The following is a 24,501-nucleotide window of genomic DNA, read 5'->3' as shown; positions in this document are numbered from 1 at the left end:
CGTTTATCAATGAAGAAGGGCGCAAATTGAGGGTTGGGGTTTTCCATCGTTCGGCTTGACTAATCGCAGGGTGCATTGCGCTCAGCGGGACTAATCGTGTGCTCTCACGGGCTGAGTTTTTGTGTGTTCGGCAGGGCTTGTGCGAAGTGGCTGAGTTAAAATTTTCAATTTCAATAGGGGGTCTGAATGAGTACTAACGGAAAGTCCGCCGGAAGCGGCGCAGCGAATGGCCGTGCGAACGCTAAGGCGAATGGCAAGGTAAGCAAAGGGGCAAAGTCAGCGACTAAAGCCAAGCCAGAGCAAACCGAAATTTCGCCAGAAATGCGCGAGAAGCTCGCCGAATTGCGCGAGCGTGTTCAGGTCAGCGTTGGTCAAACCGTCCTCGCGATGATGAACCTGCCGCGCTATAAGGGGCAGTCGCTTTCCGATCTCAACCACCTCGTCATCGAGCCGCTCCTGCGCGACCGCTTGGCGATTGCGTCTGCGAAGAAGAAAGAGGGTGATGAGGCGGGTGTCGACAACACGACCACCGCTGGCATCGCCATCTGGGCGAGCGTTTCGGACGAGGTTGACGCCAAAATCCGCGAGCAAATCAAAGGCGGCGCTTTCCCAACGCGCCTTGGCGCAGAGGATTGGGCCAGCGGCGAGAAAGTCTGGCTGCTCGATTTGATTGCCCCCAACCGCCAACTGGCAACAGCGGTGCTAGCCAACTTCAAGCAAATCGCTGGCGACAAACCGATCGCGATCCACCCGATTGTTGCACGCAGCGTTGATCCGGAAGTGCTGGAGAAGATGAAGGTGAAGGCTGAGGGGTAGGCGGTCCAATCGTGGGGAGCTATGATCTGAACCTTTGTCAGCGGCGGGTCGTCCTGGTGTCGGATCCATGTGGGTCCGGCGCTGGCTGCGGTGCGGCGGCGTGAGGGGCGCGCTTATGCTTTGGCTCTTGGGAATTCCCATAGTTCTGATCGCAGTAGGCTTCCTGTATTTTCATTTGCTTTCTGGGCCATCGACTTTTCGCTACAAAATGACTGTAGAGGTTATGACGTCAGAAGGTCTTCGGACTGGTTCAGCAGTTCGCGAAGTTCGCTTCTCAAAGAGGGCCAATGGCGGCGATTATGGCCAAGCTGTCGGGGAAGCGGTGGCTTTGGATTTGCCTAATGGGGGCACGCTGTTTGCTTTGTTATCGGGCGCCGATGGGAGCTCCGATCATGGTGGGCAGCATGTTTGGCATATCATGCGGCAAATAGATGATGATCTGATCGAATTGTGGCCGACTGCACCCAAGACCAGCGATCCGCGGATAGCTTATCCGGCTCCCATGCTGGTGACGTTTGACGATCTAAGTGATCCGACGAGTGTGAAGCGCGTCGACCCCGATGATCTGGCGGCCAGTTTTGGTGAAGGCGTAAGCCTAAGCCGCGTGACGATAGAGGCAACCGATCAGCCGGTAACAGATCGGCTTGCGGACCGGCTCGCAAAGCTCGGGATTAAGCCCGACCATAGTTTGGATAACGATTTCAAATCAACCACTAACCCCACTCTGGCTCAAAGGCTGGCGTACCGACACTTCAAGCGAGAAATTGCAAAATGAATTTCACTGATGAACAGAAACGCCAGTTGTTCCTCACAATCCTCGCAATGGATTCTTATAATCGGGGGTATGGTCCTAGCGTCAGCGGCTTGGCGGACTCCGGGGCAATTGGCGAGGCAGAGATCCTGACTCTGCCTGACACCGTAAGCGCAGGTTGGGAGGAGGCTGGCTTTTATGCAATAGCTTATAATTGGAATGGTGAACATGTCGTTAGCTATCGCGGTTCCGATAACTTTGCTGGACAGCTCACTTTAGCTAGCGTCTTTGATGGCACGTTTGGGCAGGGCGGGGATGTTGTCAACGGCTACGGAGTGGCTTTTGGAATTCCCGATGGTCCTCAAGCAACGCTTGCGATTGAGTTCTATCGCGCTGTTGCTGACACATTGGGCAAATCTGACAGTCTTAACGCCGCTAACATCACTCTCACTGGGCACTCGCTTGGTGCTGGCCTCGCCGGCCTTGTTGCAGGGGTTTACAACAGGCCTGGCTTTTTTGTCGATCCCATGCAGTTTGGCAACGCAATCGACAACGCCTTTCTCAAACTCGATCCAACTAATACGGATGCAAACCCATTTGAACCTTACTCTTATGATCCAGCATTCGCCGAACTCGTCTACGGCGATGTCACCCAGTCATGGTCCCGCAATCAGGCCGATGAATTCAGCGGAGTTGTCATCCCGGACGCCTTTGGCGGTATAGGAGCGAACAATCTCGATGCTGCCCGTCGTCGAACGCAAGGCATTGTGCCTACCGGTGCTGAACTGCGTGATCTTGAGTTTGCAGTAAATACTGGCGCAACGACGACAGACCGAAACAAAGTTGGTCAACTTCACAACGACGCGCTGATTGTGATGCGTTTGTTTTCCGAAGGGCTTGTGTCTTCAGAGGGTAGAGACCCCCAGGCATGGCAACAGATTTCCGACCTACTCGTAACATCATTATTCGATGAAGATGTTGGTCTTGCATCGGGTGCCTCTGCGTTTGACTTTTCAGGCCAAGATAGAAGCGGTACCATGCGAACTGCGATCGCCTATTCGGCATTGGGCGAGGAGGGCGACCATACGTCGCGACCGTTCGGTAACACCGGTGTCAATTCACTATTTGATGACACCAATGATCTTGCAGATGCAATTGCGGTTCAAACGACTGGTATTCTCGATCAGACAGTAGACTATCAATTCAAGCTATTTAGCCTCGATCCAACTGTACCCTTGAAAGAAGCGCTGTCGAACATTGCAGTTCAATATGCGGGAGCTCTGGCGCTTTATGACGTTGAGGCAGAAGATGTCATAGCCTTCTCTGAGGGAGGGGGCTTTGACGAAATCCTCGACGGTCGCGACGGTGTTCTCGACTTAAACGATGAACAAACGATCCTAGCGGTAGATTTTTCTGACACACTTTGGCGCGATGTACTGTTGCAAGGGAACAGTGAGGCCTATCCGCAAAACGAGCAAGGCGGATTTGATCGTATCGACCCTATCGGTGAACAGAATATCCGTGAGGCTTTCTTTGCGCAGTCGGATGAGATTGATGATGATCTAGCTGGCTTAGTCGAGGCCGCATTTGGACTTCCTGGTGCTATTGATGAAGAGTTCTTAGCCCGACTGGCCCAAGAGGCTTGGGACGCTTCAACCGCCAAAATTTTCAACAAATTGCACTTCCAATTGCGAGACGGAGGTGGGGAAATTCGCCTCGATGAACGGCCATATGATCGCGGGCCACTTACAGGCGATGACTCCAACGTTGACGTCTACATTGGTGCTGCTGGCGAAGATACGGTCTTCGGCACAAGTGGAAATGACTTCCTGATCCTCGAAAATGGGGATGATACGGCCTACACTTTCAGTGGCCGTGACCTTGTTATTGGCGGGGCTGGCGACGATACAATCGTCAATTATGTCGTTGCAGAGAGTGCGGCTACAGACCTTGATAATGAAACTGACTTCTTTTTCGGTCAGCGCGTCAATGCAGGGCTAAGCGAGAATTTCCTTGCATGGCTTAATGGTCCAAGCTCGGGGATCCTTGAATCAACCGAAGAATTGGGAGATCAGTTCGACGTATTTGCAGAAGATGTCGTCCGCTATAGCGTTGCTGAAGATTTTGGACCTGATGGTCTCGGGATAGGTACAAGTCTCGCTGAAAAAGGCGTCGAACTCGTCAATCTCGAACGGACGACTTTCGGCGAAACAGATGCCCTTCGCGCGACCGTCAAAGACTTAAACAGCGGCAAGACTTCCAGCGACATCCTCGTCAATATCGACGTTATCGAGCTTTCGGAGCGGGCAGAAACGGTCGAAGTCACCGATGCCTTGTCTGAGCTTCCCATCGTGCTCGATCTGGGCGATGTGCAAACGGGAGATGTCACAAGCGAAGATTATGATACCATCTCCTTTGCTAAGCGCAGCGAAGGCGTGTTTACCGCAAATGGCGCAATCAGGGATTGGGGCAACAATCCCGATAACAGAGTTATTCTTGGCAGCTTTCAAGTTCTCGCGGAACTTCTCGCAACAGCCACCGGCGCAATCTTCAAGGCAGCTTTCACTCCCGCAGCAGAGCTCCATTTCCGAGGCGCTGAAAACGTTACTCTCTCCAATCAGGACGACCTTTATTTCGGCGGTAACATCACCTCGCTCCTGGGCCTCGACTCCGATTTCTTCGGCACACCCAATCATCCCGGCTATGGCAAAATCTCAGGCGGCGAAGGCGAAGATGTAATCGTCCATTATGGCCCGCGTTTTGTATTTGAGGATGAATATATCGATGTCGAGCAGCAGGCATTGGCTGATGCGCGCGATGAGGCGCTTGCCAATGGTAAGCAGTATGATGGCGAAGAGCCTGATCCTGATGCGGCACGAGCGGGCGCTGACCTCCAATTGGTTGTTGATGGCGGCGCGGACGATGACCGCATTTTTGTGCTGGGCGGTGAGGCAGCGATTGTCGTCGGCGGAGAAGGGACTGATCTTCTCTACAACGGCTCATTTAAGGGCCAGCTTTTCGGCGATGGCCGCGATGGTCGAGGTGCCGTCGCCGGTGAGCGCGACATCTTCTGGTGGTCGGCTGGCTCTTTCATCATGGATGCTGGCAAAAATGACCGGCTTCAGCTCTTTGGCCTCCCTCTCATCGGCGGCACGAATGAGCAGTATTTTGGCCGCTCCCTCGAAAAGGGTGTGGCGCGCGATTTCTTCATCCCGTGGGTCACTTATGGATTGACCTCGACCAACCAGCTTTTGGTCGAATCCTCCTTTAGCGGCGTCGACCTTGATCCGGCCATGACCGAGGATGAAATCCTCGAAGTGGCTCAGGTTGTCCAAAACTGGGAGTCGGGCGATCTTGGGATCGAGTTTTCGATCTTCGGGGCAGGCGAAGAAACGAGCCTGCTTTTCGCTCTTTTCCAATATGTAGGCGACTTCGCGCGGGCCGGTATCCGCTTTGCAAAGAGCCTCTTCTGGCGCCCCGAAGACGACCCCCTTGTCCTCGATCTCAACGGCGATGGCTTTGTCTCAAAAGGGCTCGGCGCGGTTTATTGGGACAATGACGAAGATGGCTTTGGCGAGCGCTCTGGCTGGCTCAGCGGCGAAGACGGGTTTTTGGTCCATGACGCGGATGGAGATGGGAATATCACGGCGTCTGAGCTTTTTGGTGGCCCCGGCCTCTCTGGCTTTACCGAGCTTAGCGATTGGGACACCACTGGCGACAATATCGTCGATGCCAATGATGTGGGCTTTGGCGACTTACAAATCTGGCGCGATGCCAATGAGAACGGGATTACCGATGCAGGCGAGCTTCATGCGCTTGCCGCCTTTGATATCACTGCCTTTTCGCTGAACGCTCAGCCGACCAATCTCATCACCGCCAATGGCACGACGATCCGCGCGGAGAGCTTCTTTGCGCGCTCTGATGGCACCACGGGCGGGCTTGGTGAGCTCATCTTTGAGATCGATCCAAGCGATACGCAGTATCAAGGCGATGCCCGTGTGGCGAGCTACGCGCCCGAAGGCACAGCTGGCCTCCCGATAAACGCCTTTGGCTATGGGATCACCACCGACTTGGCTGTTGCGGCGAGCAATGATCTTGAGCTTGCCCAGCTGATCGAGAACACGGCCGCCGGCATGACTGTGCCCGATCTGGACGTACTGCGCGATCAGGCGCGCGGTGTGCTGGGGGCCTGGGCGCGCAGTCACGCTGACTCGCTTGAGCTCGGCGCGGCGCTGGTGGGTACGGATGGGTCGCTCATTGATTTTGCGGTCTACAATGAAGACGAGAGCGGCGGCTTCTGGACGCTGAATAGCGGCGCTGACGTGCTTAGCGCAGATGGGTCTGTCATTGCGCGCGCGTCGTTTGAGGATGTGCTGACGCAAACCACGCCTGGCGGTGCGACTTGGCAGGCGATCCAGGGGTGGACTCCGTCTTCGCGCGACTTTACACCCGAAAACCGTCTTGAAACCGCCTATCTCGTCAGCACGATCGGCGCTGCGACCGTGCTCGATTACGCGATCCGCCAGAGCGATGGGCAGGGCGAGTACTGGACGCTGGCGAGCGGCAATGATGTGCTTAGCGCAGACGGTTCAGTCATCGCGCGGGCGAGCCTTGAGGATATCATGGCGCAAGGCTCTGCCGAGGGCACCGCGTGGCGGATGGAGGAGTTTGCCGATCCTATTCCCGATGCAGGGTTTGACCGTGCGGCCTTCAACATTCGCGACGGCGTGGTGGTCGATTATTCGATCTGGATTGACGATGGCAACGGGCTCTTCGCGGTCTGGGCGAGCGTGTTTGAGCAAGCGCTTGAAAGCCAGGAGCGGTTTGGCCCCAATTCCTTTGGCCTTCGCGGCTTTGAGCTTGATCTTGATAACCTGCCCGATGCCGACAACAGCGATGACAGCGTTGTGCGCGTTGAGATCATGTCGCTCGATGAGATCCAATACGCTTTTGCAAGCGGCGGCGAGACCTTCCGGCCTGAGCTGTTCGTGGCGCAAAGTGCGTCCGACAACACGCTCTCTTACGATTTCGATATTGATGAGACCAAGGAATTTGCCGGGACACTGGCGGAATCCTACCTCGCGATTGGCCGCGCGATGGCGGTACGGATTGCGTCGCAAGGGGGACTCGCCCAATACTTCGAAGGCGTCCAGTATGACGCTGCCTCTGACACCTTCCAGGCGACCTCTAACCGGGAGTTGATCCCGCTCTTCACTGCGATCCTTGCGGACGCGCCAGCGGGTGCGGATGAGACGGTCGATTATCTGCGCGACTGGGACCGCGTGCTGCAAACGGTCTACCCAGACTTCAAGCGCAACGGGAATGGCCCGCGCAGCCAAGCGTTCCTCATGCAGATGATTGTGGCGGGCTTCGAAAACTCGCCAGTCGATGCAAGTTTCCTCCAAGTCGCCGAAGCGCTTTCGATCAATGAAGAGCGCGTACTCATTGCCGAAACCGGCAGCGAAGACGTGGTGGGCACACGCGGCGATGACTTGATCTATATCGCTGATGGCGCCGCAAGCGCGCGCGGCGGACTTGGCAGTGATGTGTACATCATCGGGCGCGATTTCGGCGAAGTGTTGATCGAGGATGTGGAGCCTATCCTCCAACCTGGTGCCTCGGACTACCTGCGCTTTGCGCACCTTACGCCGGACGATGTGTTCGTTACCAAAGATGGCGCTGATCTCATCATCCAGGAGATTGGCACCGAGAATATCCTAACGCTCAAGAACCAGTTCGAAGGGCGGTGGCCGAGCTTCCTTGGTGGCGACTACTCAGACAACACCGAGATCGTTGAGATCAACTTTGCCGACGGGACCGCGTGGGACCTCGTTGATATGGCCTATGCGGCGAGCCATCCGCTCGACACCGCGGATGTGGTCTTTGGCACCGATGCCATCGACGTTCTCGACGGCGGGGCGGGCAATGATATCCTTCGCGGTGGCGGGGATGGTGATCTATACATCTTCGACTATGGTTATGGCGAAGACCGGATCATTGATGCCGAGACTAACCCATTCCGTGAGGCGTTGGACTTGGTCGTCTTTGGTGATGGTATTGATGCCGATCTTTTGAGTTTTGAGCGCATTGGCTCCTCAAACGATCTCATCATTCACCTGCTTGACGAAGACGGCATGCGTACCGGCGATATCCTCACTATCGAAGGCCAATTCTTCCAACAAGATGCCTTCATCACCACGCTCAAACCCAACCGGATCGAAATCCTCGCCTTTGAGGATGGCACTTTTCTCGATGAACAAGGGATCCGCGACCGCGTTGTGGCCGAGGCAAGAACCGATGGCGAAGATGCTATTTGGGCGTTTGATGAAGCAGAAACGCTCGATGGCGGAGCAGGCAATGACTTGCTCGTTGGCCAAGACGGAGCAGATACTTACATCTTTGCGCGTGGATATGACGATGATGTCATTCAAGACCGCTCTTTTGAAGTTGGGATTGGGGTTGAAGAGACCGTCAACACCTTGCGACTTCAGGGGATCAATGCGGCGGACATTGAGATCCTGCGCGAACCAGGCTCGCCCACAATCTCTTTGCGGATCAAAGATACCGGTGAAACCGTCACCTTGAAGAACCAGTTTGAGGTGACATTTGCCTTCTTCATTGTCTGGCGTGACAATGTTGATCTCATACAATTCGGCGATGGCACAGTGTGGGATCAGGATCGCTTGGGCCGCGAGGTACTCGCCCTTGAGCGGACCGATGGCGACGATACGATCATCGGCTTTGATTGGTCAGACACACTAGATGGCGGGGCTGGCAATGACCGCTTGGAAGGCGGGCTATTTAACGACACATATATCTTCCGTGAAGGTTATGGTCATGACACCGTGTTTGATTCAGGTGGGAGCAATCACCCGCTTCTACCCCGAGGATTTGACCGCCTCGATCTGCGAGGCATTGACCTTGTCGACGTTGAGTTCAGCCGTCGGGCCAATGACCTAACCCTCACCCTTCGCTCCACTGGTGAAAGCGTAACGCTTGAAGGGCAATACGACCGCCTTGGCGATACTGTCATTGAGGAACTGCGTTTCAACGGTCTTGCTGTGGACTGGGAGGATCTTGGTGCAGATGACATCGACCTGATTGGCACATCGGGTGATGATACGCTCATCGGCACCCATTATGCCGAGCGTATTGATGGCCGCGGCGGTAATGACATTCTGATCGGCTCTTCGGATGGCGACACCTACATTTTCGACATTGGCTATGGTCAGGACGTTATCAACGACCGGATTGATGCGGGCGCTTACCGTGCTGCCGATACGATTGAGTTTGGCGCCAATGTGCAGTTTGCCGATGTGCGCTTCACCAAAGAGGGCAATGACCTTTTCATCTCAATCGAGGGCTTTACCGACACTCTGCGCGTGCTCGACCAGTTTGGCTCGGTCCTTTCGGGCGTGGAGAACTTTGTATTTGCCGACGGCAACTCGCTCACAATCGAAGACGTCGAAGAACAGTTGCAGATCGCTGGCGGTACGCGCGGCGACAATATCCTTGATGCGATCGATGACAGGCCCAATATCCTTGATGGGCGTCAGGGCGATGACCAGCTGAATGGTGGATCTCTCAGCGATACCTATCTCTTCGGTGTCGAATATGGTTTCGACACGATCACAGAGAAACTGGACTCAGAATCGGATTCTGGCGCTGTAGACCGGGTTGTCTTTGGGCGATTGGTAAGCCCTGAGGATGTTGTCTTCCGGGCCGATGGCCTCGATCTTATCGTCACAATCCCAAGCTCAGGCGAACAGCTCACCATCGTCGATGGCCTAGGCAATCGGCAAATCGAAGAGTTTGACTTCTTCGATGGCACTGTTTGGGGGCAAGCTGAAATCCGGGCGGCTATCGTTCGCGGAACCGATGCAGATGATCTGCTCATTGGTTTCGATAACTCCGATGAAGTGATTGCGGGCGGGCTTGGAAACGATCTGCTTGTCGGCAAGGCTGGCAATGACACCTATCGCTTCGGTATTGGCGATGGTCTTGATGCAATTGAAGATAGCGCCGGCGTTGACCGCATTGAACTGGGCGAAGGCATTTCTGCCGATATGCTGCGCTTCTCTCAAGTGGATGAAGGCCTTCTCATCCGATTTGATGGGCTGGAGGATAGCCTGCTTATTCGCGGCGGTCTTGATCCAGCAAGCGCAATTGAGACCATTGTTCTTGCCGATGGTTTTGAATTTGAATTCGAAGACGTCCGCAGCTTTGTTTTGGCAGGGCAGGCGACAGTCAATGATGATATCATCACAGGCTTTGCAAACCGCGCCGACAGGCTTGAAGGAGGAGCTGGGAATGACGAACTTCTGGGGCTGACCGGCGATGACTTTTATGTCGTTGGAGAGAATCCGGGTCTTGATATCATCTCAGATACAGGAGGGCTCGACCGTGTGCGCTTTACCGTTGGACGCTCGGATGCGGTCTCTATTCGCCGTATCAATCCCGGCACTGGCGATATTGCGATCAGCTTTGAAGGGCTCGACGGCGAAACGATTATCCGAAGCGCTTTTGCGAACTCCAGTGCCATTGAAGAGTTCGAATTTGCTGACGGCGTGGTCCTATCGAACGATGACATTCGCGCAAGGCTGATCGAAGCGGTTGCAAGCGATGGCAATGATCTCATTCAAGGGTTTGAAGATGCCAATGCGCCCGCCGCGACCTTTGCTGGTGGTAGGGGCGATGACATCCTCATCGGCCAAGCGAATGGCGACACGTTCGTCTTCCGAAGAGGCGATGGAAACGATGTTATCATCGATCAAGGTACAGGCACTGATACCCTGCGAATAGAAGGCTATGCGCCTGAGGAACTGACCTTCGAATTGCTTTATGAAGGCAGCACCGATGTTCTGATTACATTTGCTGGGGAAGAAGATCGCATCATCCTGCGCGGTCAATCTGGCAGCAATACCCTCGGCGTTGAGCAGATCGCATTCAGCGATGGAAACGTCATCTCACGCAGCGACATCGACGATTTCCTCAATCCCGGTGGCCCGTTTGCATTCACCGATGGTGACGACACAATCAACGGCTCCACCTCTTCCGATGTTCTTCAGGGCGGTGCGGGCAATGACACGATCAATGCCAATCTTGGCTCGGACCGCATTATTGGCGGTACTGGCAATGATTCGCTCTTTGGAGGCAGTCAGCCAGATACCTATGTCTTTAATCTGGGCGATGGTCAGGATCGTATCAGAGATGCGCGAACTAACCTCCAAAATCGGAACACGCCGGGCGACGATACCATCGAGTTCGGTGATGGCATCGACTTTTCCATGCTCAGTTTCTCGACCTCTGGTTCTGATATAATCATCGATATAGTTGGCACTGGCGACAGGCTTACAATTGTTGGAGGCTTCCGAAACCCCACGGGTCGATTTGAGACCACCATACAGTTTTTCACATTCGCTGATGGCACGACGGTGCCTTACAGCGATGTAGCCGATGTGCTTGTGGCATCGACCGACGGTGACGACACAATACGAGACGAGGTGTTTGGGTCGGTAATCGATGGAGGCCTCGGCGACGATTTTATTGACGGCAATATTGGCGCTGACACGCTGATCGGTGGCAAGGGCAATGACCGGCTCGAGGGTGGCAGCCAAAATGACACTTACATTTTTAATCTGGGTGACGGTCAGGACCTCATCAAAGATGAGCGCAACAACCTGAGCAATGCCAATGTACCCGGCAATGACACGCTGCAATTCGGACCTGGAATTGATCCATCGATGCTGCGCTTCTCCAGCTCTGGACGAACTCTCATCATTGATATTGATGGAAGCTCAGACCGTATCAGAATCGCAAACGGCGTTGGGCCAACGACAACCGGCAGGTTCGAGACGGTCATCCAGTTTTATACCTTCGCGGATGGCACAACTCTGACCTTCGATGAAGTTATCGCTTTGGTCGACAATTCCGGCCAGGGCCAGGAGCTAACCGGAAGCGAGACTTCAGACACTCTTTCGGGTTCGGACGGCGACGACACGATCTCAGGCCTTGGGGGCGATGATACGCTTGATGGGGGGCACGATAACGACACCATTGATGGCGGTGAGGGCAATGATACGCTGATTGGTGGCGGGGGTCTTGATACGCTGATCGATGCCTCGGGCGATGAGACTTACATTTTCAACATTGGCGATGGCCGCAATACCATCATCGATAGCGATGGCACTGATGTGGTCCAGTTCGGCGCTGGGATCACACAGGCTGACCTTAGGGTTGAGGCCACACCAAGCGACCTAATCGTTTATGTCGGCGTTGAAGGTGAGCGGATCATTGTGTCTGGCGCGATCACCGATGAGGCGCGCAGGATTGAGACGTTCGAGTTCGCTGATGGCTCAAGCCAGACCTATGACGAGATCGCCTCGCTTGCTTACTTCACAACCGTAGGCGACGGAGACTTCGACCTTACTGATGGTGATGACACATTTGTCGGTGATGATCGTTCCAACACCGTTTCTGGCCTTGCTGGCGATGACAGCATCGATGGCGGTGACCGGGATGATACGCTTGCAGGGGATGCGGGCAATGACACGATCATTGGCGGATTTGGCAACGACACGCTTCGCGGTGGGGCCGACGATGATATTCTTGATGGTGGTCTAGGTGACGACCGGCTTGAGGGCGGCAGCGAGAACGATACCTATATTTGGCGCCGGGGTGGTGGTCAGGACACAATTCTCGATAGCGGCGGCGTTGATGTAATCGAGCTGGCGGCTGACATAGGCCCGCGCAATCTCATCGTTGTGCGCAGCGGTACATCTGATCTGCAATTGCGACTTGTGGGAAGCGATGATCGGCTCACTATCCAGAATGCTCTGTCGAACGCGGCCAATCAGGTTGAGATCGTACGTTTTGCAGACGGCACTGAGATTACCCACGACGACATGGTCGCATTTGCGACCTTGGGAACGCCCGGCGACGATGTTTACCAGGGGCTGAGCACAGGCGAAACTCTGGCGGGCGCAGCTGGCAATGACCGAATCTTCGGTAATGGCGGCGATGACATCTTGCGCGGTGATGCAGGCAATGACCGGGTCGACGGCGGCTCGGGTAATGACACGATCACTGGCGGAACTGGCAATGACCTGCTGCAAGGTGGCAGCGATGATGACGCCTATATATACGCGGCAGGCGACGGCCGTGACATCGTGCGCGATGCCTCAGGGGTGGATTCTATCCAGATTTCCGGCCTCACCAGCGTCGACCTGACAACCCGCCGGTTCGAAGCAGGCAATGACGATCTCTTGCTCGACTTCGGCAATGGCAGTTCCATTCTTATTATTGGCGGTCTCGAAGCGGCTACTGCGGTTGAGAGCATCACCTTTGTCGATAGCGGTGAAACGCTCACTCAAGCGGATCTGGTGAGCCGAGCTATCTCTGATCTCGCCTCTGATGATGGCGATACGATCATCGGGACCGACCTTGCCGATGAACTCACGGGCGGCGCGGGCAATGATGTTCTCGCAGGTGGCCTTGGCGACGACATCTATCGCTTCAACCTTGGTGATGGGATTGATCGCATTGTTGATACAGGCGGAACCGCAGACCGGATCATCTTCGCTGACTTTAGCGCGGCTGATATCACCGATCTGTTCAGGAGTCCGCCTGCTGGCGATGATCTCATTATCACCTTCTCATCGGGCGACACTGCTATTCTTGCTGGGGCGCTCGCTGATGGCGAAGAAGGTGTTGATCTCATCGAGTTCTCAGATGGCACAACCATCACGCCTGATGAACTCCGCGCTGATCTTATTGCAGGCTTCAACACGCCAAGTGCTGCTCAAATCTACGGCTTTTCCGGCAATGACACGCTTGCTGGCGGAGCGGGAGAAGATGCGCTCTTCGGTCTGTTTGGAGACGATACTTATATCTACCGCGCAGGCGATGGAAACGACCTGATCGAGGACAATGGCGGCGGGAACGACCGCATTATCATCGAGGGCTATGCGTCAACTGATGTGCGTTTGTCTCGCCTGTTCTACGCATCAACCGGCGTTGCGCTGAACTTCATCGGTGCGCCAGCGGACAGCCTCACTATCATCAATCTGATTTCCGAAGGCGAGGATCGGATTGAGACGATTGAGTTTGCCGAGGATGGCGTGGTTTGGGATTTCGCCACAATCGAGGCGCTGGTTGGCAACAATGCGCCTATCGTTAATCCAGACGGCTTCCAGGATGTTGTGCAGGGCACAGTGCTGGCAATCGACAGCGAGAGCCTCCTTGGCAATGATTTTGACGCAGACGGCGATCCGCTTGCGATCCAAAGTGTGGGCGAAGTTGTCGGTGGCAGCGCCACGTTTCTGCCTGACGGGACAATTGAGTTCACCTCTGACCCTGAATTCACTGGCTTTGCGTCTGTCGCTTATCTCGTCACGGATGGCCGCCAGGGCGTCACCGAGGCAAGCGTCACAGTCCGCGTTCGCCCTGAGGCGATTGCCAATGACGATAGCGGCATCAGCGTCAATGAAGACGAAACCCTGATCATCCGTGACCGCGATCTTCTTGCCAATGACGTCGACGGCGACCGGTTTGAAGTGAGCCAAGTCAAAGATGCGGTTGGCGGCACCGTCTCGCTATCGAGCAGCGGCGACATAACCTTCACCCCGTTTGCTGAATTCAACGGCGAGGCGAGCTTCGTTTACGTCGCCAACACGCCCGATGGTGGCCGTGATGAAGCGAACGTCACAATTGATGTGCTCCCCGTCAATGATGCGCCCATTGCGCGAAACGACGCCACTGGCTTCACCACTGACGAAGGCGTGCCGATCACGATCAACCGCGATCAGGTTCAGGCAGTGCTCGACAATGATAGCGATATTGACGGCGATACGCTCACGATTGCCGGCGTGTCAGGCGATGGTAATGTCGATGCTATCCTCAATGACGATGGCTCTGTGCTGATCTCGCCGATTGGTGATTTCTTTGGCTCAGCTTCTTTCACATACTTCATTGATGACGGCGCTGGCGGCACTGCGAGCGCAACGGCAAGCCTTGTGGTAGACCCGGTCAATGATGTGCCTGTGACGCAGGCCGATAGCTTTGTTATCGATGAAGATAATCCGCTCTTTATCTCGGGCGAATTGCTGACTGATAACGATTTCGATCCTGATGGCACCCCCGTTGTGATCTCAGCCGTGCGCAGCGCGATTGGCGGTGATGTTGAGCTGTTTGAGAACAACACAATCCTGTTTACCCCTGACCGTAATTTCTTCGGAGAGGCTGGCTTCACTTATGTTGTCGATGATGGTCAAGGAGGTGTCACAAGCCAAACGGTCTCTATCACCGTCAACCCCATTAATGACGCTCCGGTTACCCGTGATGATCGACCATTTGGAATTGGCAGCGTGTCAGGTCTTATCACGAACCAGGATCAGGTGCTGGTTATCGACCCTGCTACGATACTCGCCAATGACTTCGATATCGAAGGCGATGCCATTTCGATCGAGACCGTTACCGGCGGCGTCAATGGCGATGTTGAGCTGCGCGATGACGGCCTGATCTACTTTACGCCGGACGAAAACTACTGGGGCTTTGCGAACTTCCGCTATGTCATCTCTGACCCTGAGGGGCTTGTCGATGATGGCAATGTAAGCGTCTATTTCCGGCCTACCGGGAATGTTGCGCCGGTTGCTGTCGATTATGTGGCTACCGGTGTTGAAGATCAGCCTCTGATCATCACGCGCGAGCAGCTTCTCGCCAACGACTTTGACCCCAATGGCGATGCGATTGAGCTTGTTCAGGTGAGAAGCCTGGGAGCGTCAGCTGACGAATTTGCTGATTTCTACTTCAACGATGACGGCGATCTTGTGATTGAGCCCATCGCTGATCTGCCGGCCAGTGGTACGCTCCTTTACACCATTAGTGACGGCGTCTTCACCGATGAAGGCCGCATTGATGTGGACTTCACGCCTGTGGATGACGCTCCAACGGCGGATGATGATGAGGATATCGAGAGCGGCCTTGGTCGCCCTGTCGTCATTCGTATCTCTGACTTGACCGCGAATGATTTTGACATCGACCAATCGGCCTGGCTCCCCAATGGCGGGTTTGTGAACCGGTTTGGTTCGGACAATCTCGAAATCCTTGATACGCTCACCAGCACTGAAGGCACAGCTTCGATCTATGGCGATGAGTTCATCGTTATCGAAATCGACCCGGCGTTCTCAGGCGATCTGACGCTTGGCTATACGCTTTCGGATGAGACGGGCCTTACCGATACTGCCGATGTTGCCACCACCGTGCGCGACAACCGCGATCTGATCATTGAGGGCAGCGAGCTTCGCGATTTGCTGATTGGTTCGGCTGAAGGAGAGACACTTGTCGGGTTTGGCGGCGTCGATGATCTCTTCGGGCGCGAGGGCGATGACATCCTTCGCGGCGGCGATGGCGCGGATCTCTTGGATGGCGGCGAAGGCTTTGACATAGCCGACTTCAGCGATTCCGAGGTGGCTCTGCGCGTCGATATCAACTCGCGCATCGGCCAAGGCGGCTTTGCGCAGGGCGATGAGCTGATTTCCATCGAGGGCCTCATCGGCGGGCAAGGCTCAGACCAATTGTTCGGCACCGATGAATTCAACACCATCGCTGGTGGTGCGGGCAATGACTTCATCGACGGGCGCGATGGCGACGATGAGCTTTCCGGTGGCGAAGGCGATGACTCGATTGTTGGCGCGGAAGGCGCGGACAGCATCGATGGCGGTGAGGGCAGCGATACGGCGGACTACTCAGACTCGCTCGATCCTGTTGTCATTGACCTTGCGGCGGGCACAGCCAGCGGCGGGGATGCTGCTGGCGACACACTTGTCTCCATCGAAAACCTCATCGGCACTGTGGGCGCCGACAGCCTCACCGGCGATGATGAAGCCAACTTCCTGAATGGCGGTCGCGGCGCTGACACTATCCTTGCAGGCGGCGGCGATGACCTCATCGAAGGCGGCCGCGATGGCGATATTATCGATGGCGGCGAGGGCGTCGATACGGCGCGCTATTGGCTCTCTGAAACGGGCATCACCATCGATCTTGGCGCTGGCACAGCAAGCGGCGGCGATGCCGAAGGTGATCAGATCACCAATGTTGAGAACATCATCGGCTCGGCTCACGACGACACCATCACAGGTGACGCTGAAGACAATGTAATCGCAGGCCTTGGCGGCGCAGACGAACTTGACGGTGGCGATGGCGTCGACACGCTCGACTACAGCGATAGCGTAGGCGGCATCGCGATTGACCTTGGCGCTGGCACCGGTTCAGCAGGTGATGCAGCTGGCGATACCGTCAGCAATTTCGAAAACGTTCGCGGCTCGCGTTTTAGCGATGATATCACTGGCGATGGCAGTGACAACCTCCTTGACGGATCGCTTGGCGATGACACGCTTTCAGGCGGCGGCGGTTCTGATCGCTATATCCTTGCGCGCGGCAGCGGCTCTGACATCATCAACGAAGGCACCGCTCTCACCGACAGCGATGTCCTTGAGATCGTGGGTGACTTCGCCCCTGATGCGGTGAGCGTTTATGCCGATGGCGACGATCTCATTGTCGAGCTTGAGCAAGCCGAGGGCATCGGCTCTGACATGGTGCGGATCACCGACCACTTCATCGGCGATGGCACCGGCATCGAAACGCTGGTCTTTGGCGATGGCACCGTCTGGGACCGTGCCACTATCGATGCGAGTGCAGGCGCAGGACGTTTGCAGGCAGAGAGCGACATCGTGCGCCTCGTGGATGAAGACGTTGCCTTCACCTTTGCTGCATCTGACTTGCTGGTGAACGATATTGCGACCGATAATGCGGTCTTGAGTGTTGTCTCAGTCGAGGCGATTTCTGGTGGCTCAGTAACGCTCAACGACGATGACACCATCACCTTCTTGGGCGAAGAGAACTTCAACGGTGATGCATTCTTCCGATACCGGATGACTGATGGCACTGGCCGCGTGTCCTCGGCTGTGGTTGAAGTCAACGTGCGCCCCGTCAATGATGCGCCCGTCGCTGTTGATGATGACGGCGGTTATGTGGTCGACGAAGACGGCTCGGTTTCGATCCCGTTCGCATGGCTGCTTGCCAATGATAGCGACATTGATGGCGACACCCTCACCATCAATGGCTTTGAAGAGGTTGATGGCGGCAATGGAACCGCCACGATTGAGGCCGCTGGTTTTGTCACCTTCCGCCCCGATGCAGATTACAATGGCGCTGCGGCCTTCCGTTACCGCTTGTCAGATGGCAATGGCGGCTTTGACTTCGCAACAGTCACTGTTGAGGTGCTGCCTGTGAACGATGCGCCCCGTCCGCAAAGCGACAACGCAAGCGTGCGCTCGGGCATGGACGTCCTTATTTCAGCAGCTTCGCTTCTCGCCAATGACTTTGACCTTGAAGGTGATAACTTCTCCTTTGCCGGCATTGGCGAAGGCGTAAACGGCACGGCCGCGCTTGAGATTATCGACGGCGCGCAGTTCATCCGCTTTACGCCCGATGCCGACTTCGAAGGCTCAGCGAGCTTCAGCTATTCCGTGGTTGAGGAGGGCACAGGCCTTGTGGGCACTGCGTCGGTTAATGTGACCGTGCTTCCGGCCAACGATCCGCCAGTTGCTCGCGGCGAGACCTTCGATGGCCTTGAAGATACGCCGCTGGTGATCACGCAGGCCGAGCTTCTCGCCAACGACACAGACCCGAACGGCGACACATTGTTCGTCTCGCGTCTCGATGAGTTCCCAGAGCAGGGAAGCGTTGCCTTTGATGATGATGGCAACATCGTCTTCACGCCCGCACCTGATTACAACGGGCCTGCCTCGTTTAAATATTGGGTAAGCGATGGCGAGTTTGAGGACGAAGCCACCGCTTCCATCGAAGTCTCCCCGATCAACGATGCGCCTGTGGTGGTCGATGATGAAGGGCCGTTTATCGGCGATGAAGACAAGGTCTTTGTCATCCGCGCAGCCGACGTCTTTGGCAATGACAGCGATCCTGAAGGCGATGTGCTCGAGTTCGCCGAGTTTGAAACCGATATTGGTACCATCGAGCTTGATGGCGGCAATCTGCTGCTAACCCCTCCGCTGAACTACAACGGCACCATCACCGTGCGTTACCGTGCGCGCGATGACAAAGGTGCGATCTCTGAAGATTTCGCGACGGTCACGGTTGAGATCAGCGATATCGCCGATGCGCCCGAAACGGTCGCGGACAGCTTCACCATCGCGGAAGACACACCGCTGGAGCTCGTCGCAGCCGACCTTATCGGCAATGACACTGATGTGGACTCAACCGAACTCACATTGGTGGCGGTTGAGAATGCCTTGGGCGGTGCGGTTTCGCTTGTGGATGGCGTGGTCACCTTCACGCCAAACCCCGATTTCTTCGGCACGGCGACCTTTGAGTATCTCGTCACCGACGGCGATACTAATCCAGTCACGGGCACGGTCACTATCGAAGTGACGCCGGTAAACGATGCCGCGCGTGTCACTGGTGATAGCTTTGCGAGCGATGAAGACGTGGCGCTTAACCTTGCGCCGTCTGCCTTCCTTGCAAACGATATCGACCCAGATGGCGACACAATCACCATCACTTCGGTCACAGCGATCACCGAGGGCGCGAGCGCGGTTATCGAGGATGACGGCACGATCACGCTCACCCCGCCAGCCAATGAAAGCGGTCAGATCCGGTTTGAATACACTGTCTCTGATGGCACGGTTGAATCGACTGCGCAGGTCAGCGTCTTTGTGGCGGCGGTTAACGATGCGCCGGTGTTGGATGCCGAGCTTACTGACCTCACTTCTACCGAGGACACAGCCTTCAGTTTTGCAATTGAAACCGGCAATTTCTCAGACGTCGACAGCAGCCCGCTGGCCTTCTCAGCCACCCTTGAGGACGGCTCACCGCTGCCCGATTGGCTGATGTTCGACGGCGTCAACCTCACAGGCACGCCGCCGCAGCACTTCAACGGCACGCTCAATATCACCGTGTCCGCAAGCGATGGCGAGTTCTCTGCAAGCGACACCTTCGCGCTCACCATCGATCCGGTGAATGATGCGCCGATGCTGGTACAGATGTTGCCTGATGTCTGGAGCGATGAGGACGCGAGCGTCAGCGTTGCTCTGCCTGCCGATGCTTTTGTGGACGTCGATGGTGATGCTTTGACGCTCACCGCCACGCTTTCCGATGGCAGCGCTCTGCCCGATTGGCTGACCTTCGATGGCGAGACCTTCGAAGGTACACCGCCGCAGGATTTCAACGGCAATCTGGAGCTAACCGTTACGGCGAGCGATGGCGAGTTTACGGCTGAGGACACCTTCACCCTCAGCATCGATCCTGTGAATGATGCACCGGTTCTGGTCCAGGCGCTGAGCGATGTGACTTCCCAAGAGGACGCCTCGATCAACATTGACGTGCCGACTGATACGTTCACCGATGTGGAAGGCGATGCTCTGGCTCTCACCGCAACGCTAAGCGATGGCAGCGAGCTGCCCGCGTGGCTCAGCTTTGACGGGACTGCCTTCACCGGCACCCCGCCTCAGGACTTCAACGGTTCGCTCGGCCTCACGGTCACCGCAAGCGATGGCGAATTGTCGGTAAGCGACAGCTTCACGCTCACCATCGATCCGGTGAATGATGCGCCTATCCTCGTGCAGGATATCGGGGATGCAAACACCGCTGAAGACACGAGCTTCGCCTTTGCGATCCCGGCAGAGACCTTCGCCGATGTGGATGGCGATGCGCTGACGCTCACGGCGACCTTGTCCGACGGAAGCGAGCTTCCCGATTGGATCAGCTTTGACGGCGTGGAATTCACAGGCACACCGCCTGAAAACTTCTTCGGCCTTGTCGGCCTCACTGTCACTGCGTCCGATGGCGAGTTCTCGGTTTCCGACAACTTCACCCTGCAAATCGCCTCAGTGAATGATGCGCCAGAGCTCCTCCAAGGCATCGCCAATGCGTTTGCACCTGAGGACACTGCGATCTCCATCGCGCTTCCGGCGAACACCTTTGTCGATATTGACGGCGATGCTCTAACGCTGACGGCGACCCTGTCTGACGGCAGCCCGCTACCCGATTGGCTGAGCTTCGATGGCAACGCCTTCACCGGCACGCCGCCGCAAGACTTCAATGGAGCTTTCGATCTAACGGTGACTGCATCGGACGGCGCGCTCAGCGCCTCTGACACCTTCACTTTGACAATCGATCCAGTGAACGATGCGCCGACCTTGGTTCAGGCGCTGCCCGATGTGTCCTTCGCAGAAGACACAGCAATCAGCGTTGCTGTGCCCGCCGAAACTTTTGCGGATGTAGATGGCCCTGCGCTCACCATCACAGCGAGGCTTGCGGACGGCAGCGACCTTCCCGATTGGCTCGCCTTTGACGGCGCGACCTTCACTGGCACGCCCCCGCAAGACTTCAACGGTGCGTTGGACTTGACCGTCACTGCTAGCGATGGCGAGCTGACAGCAGACGCTGCCTTCACGCTCACCGTAGATCCGGTCAACGATGCACCGGTTCTGACGCAAGCACTGGCCGATGTGTCTTCGGATGAGGATGCAGCGATTTCGCTCGCTCTCCCCGCCGATACCTTTGCTGACGTGGATGGCGATGCTCTGACACTGAGCGCAACCCTCTCGGATGGCGCCCCGCTGCCAAATTGGCTGACCTTCGATGGCGCGACCTTCACTGGCACCCCGCCGCAGGACTTCAACGGTGCGTCTGACCTGACAGTCACCGCAAGCGATGGCGAATTTAGTGTTTCCGACACATTCACGCTCACGATTGACCCAGTGAATGACGCGCCGACACTCGTCCAGGCCACCCCGGACGTGGAAGCCAATGTGGGCGATGCGCTCACAATCGACTTCACAAACGGCGTCTTTGCCGATGTGGATGGCGATGCACTGACCTTCAACGCAGGCCTCTCGGATGGCTCAGGCCTCCCAAGCTGGCTCACCTTTACCGGCGGTATCCTTGCTTCGGACAGCGTGCCTGCCGAAACGGGTGATTATGCGATCACCGTCACCGCCTCAGACGGTCAGGCGAGCGTCAGCGACAGCTTTGTCCTCACCGTTATCGGAGGCAATACCGCTCCGGTCGCTGAAGATGATGGCGTCTTCGTCACCACTGCCAATCGCACACTTGCCATCGATCCGAACACGTTGTTCGAGAACGATGTGGATGCGCAAGGCGATGCGCTCACATTGGTCAGCGTTCAGGATGCTAGCATTGGCGAAGTGAGCGTCGATACAGATGGCAATATCATCTACATTCCTGATGCAGTCTATGTGGGTGAGGCGACCTTCACCTACACGGTGACCGATGGCGAGTTCACATCAACGGCCACTGTCACCATAGACATCGACCCATCGGATGCGTTCGATGGATTCCGCCAAGGGAACGACAACAACAACTTCCTGTTCGGATCGCTTTTTGGCCGCAACCGTATCTTTGGTGCGGGCGGCAATGACCGTATCTTTGGTGGCTTTGCCAGCGATGAGCTGGCAGGCGGTGATGGCAATGACCGCATCTTTGGCCTGTGGGGCAATGACGACCTTTATGGTGGCCAGGGCGATGATGCGCTTTACGGCGGGTTTGGCTTTGATACAGCGCATCTGCTGGGTGACCGGGCCGACTATCAAATCTTTACATCGGGCGGTTTCTTCAACGTTACTCAGACCGTTGATCTCAACACTGCGGTTGATGGCGATGACGGCGTTGATACGCTGATTTCAATCGAGCAGCTTGAGTTTAAGGATGGGGTGACGCTCAATATCGCTTCGCCCATCATTCTCGATTTGGCTGGCGACGGCGTTCAGACGGTTAGTGCGGCTGAGAGCGATGCGCTGTTTGATCTCGATGGTGATGGCCTTGCGGATAATACCAGTTGGATCGGTGGCAATGATGCGTTCCTGTTCCTTGACCGGGATGGCAATGGAACGGTCTCTGGCGCTCAAGAAATCAGCTTTATCGATGATGTTGAAAACGCCGCCACTGACCTAGAAGGCCTTGCCGCCTTCGACAGCAACGGCGATGGTATCCTGAACAGCGACGATGATCGCTTTGCAGACTTCGGTGTCTGGAACGATGCCGATGGTGACGGCGCAGTTGACGAAGGCGAAACCGCCACATTGCGCGAAGTGGGCATCGCTTCGATCAATCTTGATGGAACCCCGGTTGAGGGCGCAATTGAGTTTGGCGAAGTCGCTGTTGCCAACACCGGCAGCTTTACGCTGATCAACGGTCAGACCCGCGAGTTTGCCGATGCGGCGCTCACCTATTTCTCAGCTGCGGGCAACCTGCCAGAGCTTGATACGACCAGCTACGCCTTCGACCGTAAGGCGAAGAAGTACCGTATCCACATCTCAGGCGGCGTTGCTGCGGTGGACCGCAAACGTCGTCGCTCAGACGTCAGCAGCCTTGCAGGACAGCTGGGCGCGAATACGGTGATCACCACTAAGGAGGGCGACTATGGCCGCTTTGCGCCTGTGGTACTCGATCTTGACGGCGATGGTGTTGAGATGGTGCGGATGAAGCGCTCAAATGCTCGCTTTGACTATGCAGGCGATGGGCGCAGCGATCGGACGGGATGGCTCTCAGGCGACGATGGCTTCCTAGTGATCGACCGAAACAATGACGGGCTGATCACTGAGGCATCCGAACTGACCCTAGCCTCTGAAAATGAGGAAGCGCGTACCGGGCTGCAAGGCCTTGCCACTATGGATAGCAACCGTGACGGTGTGGTCGACGCAAGCGATGCGCGCTTTGGCGAGCTTCGCGTATGGCAGGATCGCAATGGCAATGGCCGCACCGACAGCGGCGAGTTGAGAACACTAGAAGAAGCGGGCATCGTCTCCATCTCCTTGGCTGCGACGGGCCTTGATGATCGCGTTAAACTTGACCGCAACGCAGTTACAGCAACCACCAGCTTTACCCGCAGCAATGGCACCACCAGCACGGCAGCGGATGTGTCGCTGGCCTATCGTCCGGCAGAAGGTAGCCCCGCACGAAGCTCTGCATTCGATCTGGCGTCGATTGGGTTTGCAGGTTTGGAGTTCTCCTCTGATCTGTTCTTCCGCTCCGCTTCTGGACCCCAGCTGCGAGAAGAGTTCCCATCGATTGATGAGGTGTTCGCTTCGCTGCGCGGCGATCTGGGTGGCACCAACTCCGATCTCTTCGATCGGTTCGCGCAGCCTCAACGAAGCTTCGATATCCCGCGGGAACGCGAGCGGTTTGGTCTTTTTGGAACAGTGGGCGCTCAGTCCACTCAAGCTCTTCCTCATGAGCGCTTAATGTTTGATCCTGCGGGTGGTGAACTTCATGCTCAACAGCGCTTCTTTGACAGTGTGATCGAGCAGCGATGGGCAGCAGACCATCCTTCCATCACGCAAGATGGCATTGCCTCTATCCCAGAGGATGCTGTGACCCATGCTAATGACAGCAAGGGACCAGCAAACTCCGAAGCCGAGCTGGCGCGCAGGCTGATGATGATCCGGCAGGAGATGAACGCTTTTGGTGTAAACGAAGCTGCGGAAACAGATCGATTGCGAACTGATACGCCTGACCATATGTATTTCTATGCGTGAGTAGGTGAGCCGATCAGCTCGGTGAATTCAGGTTGGGTGTTGATTATGTCGCTAGTACAGGTCTCATAAGGGACCTGCCTTAGCGGTACAAATTGCTCCTAGTTTTCCGGAGGCTTGCGATTTCCCATTTTCTGTATTCTGGCCTCCCTTTCGCTCCGATTGAGCGCTGTGGGAAATTTTTCGCGTCCCAAACGATCCGAGTGTATCTGTACTCGTCTTCCTGATTGCGCACAACGCAATTTGATCTCTTTTTGTTCTTTCCTACACCTTTGCGATTCACGTAGGTTGGCTCACGTCACCTAAGCCAAGGGTGGCGCTGAGTTGAGTATCTGATCGCAAGGTCCGCAACAGCAATTTGAG

Annotated in this window: 3 protein-coding genes; all 3 read left to right on the top strand. The window is 55.9% G+C overall.

The annotated features are described in order from the left end of the window. The first annotated feature begins 186 nt into the window (after positions 1 to 186). The 3 genes from EH31_RS11255 to EH31_RS17565 all read left to right on the top strand — a co-directional run bounded on the left by EH31_RS11255 (position 187) and on the right by EH31_RS17565 (position 24,141). Complete coding sequence (locus tag EH31_RS11255; RefSeq protein ID WP_081853375.1) at positions 187 to 816, top strand: toxin-activating lysine-acyltransferase; 630 nt, start codon at positions 187 to 189, stop codon at positions 814 to 816. Between the two features lie 208 nt (positions 817 to 1,024). Continuing rightward, positions 1,025 to 1,591 (top strand): hypothetical protein, encoded by a 567-nt coding sequence (locus EH31_RS11250; RefSeq protein WP_206742029.1) that lies wholly within the window; start codon positions 1,025 to 1,027, stop codon positions 1,589 to 1,591. Further along, complete coding sequence (locus EH31_RS17565; protein WP_034960517.1) at positions 1,588 to 24,141, top strand: tandem-95 repeat protein; 22,554 nt, start codon at positions 1,588 to 1,590, stop codon at positions 24,139 to 24,141. The genes EH31_RS11250 and EH31_RS17565 overlap by 4 nt, the downstream gene beginning before the upstream one ends. Positions 24,142 to 24,501: the final 360 nt, after the last annotated feature.

The sequence above is a fragment of the Erythrobacter longus genome (genome assembly GCF_000715015.1).
Classification (GTDB): Bacteria; Pseudomonadota; Alphaproteobacteria; order Sphingomonadales; family Sphingomonadaceae; genus Erythrobacter; species Erythrobacter longus.
The sequence above is the reverse complement of the archived record's forward strand: the minus strand, read 5'-3'. Positions and strand labels throughout refer to the sequence as shown.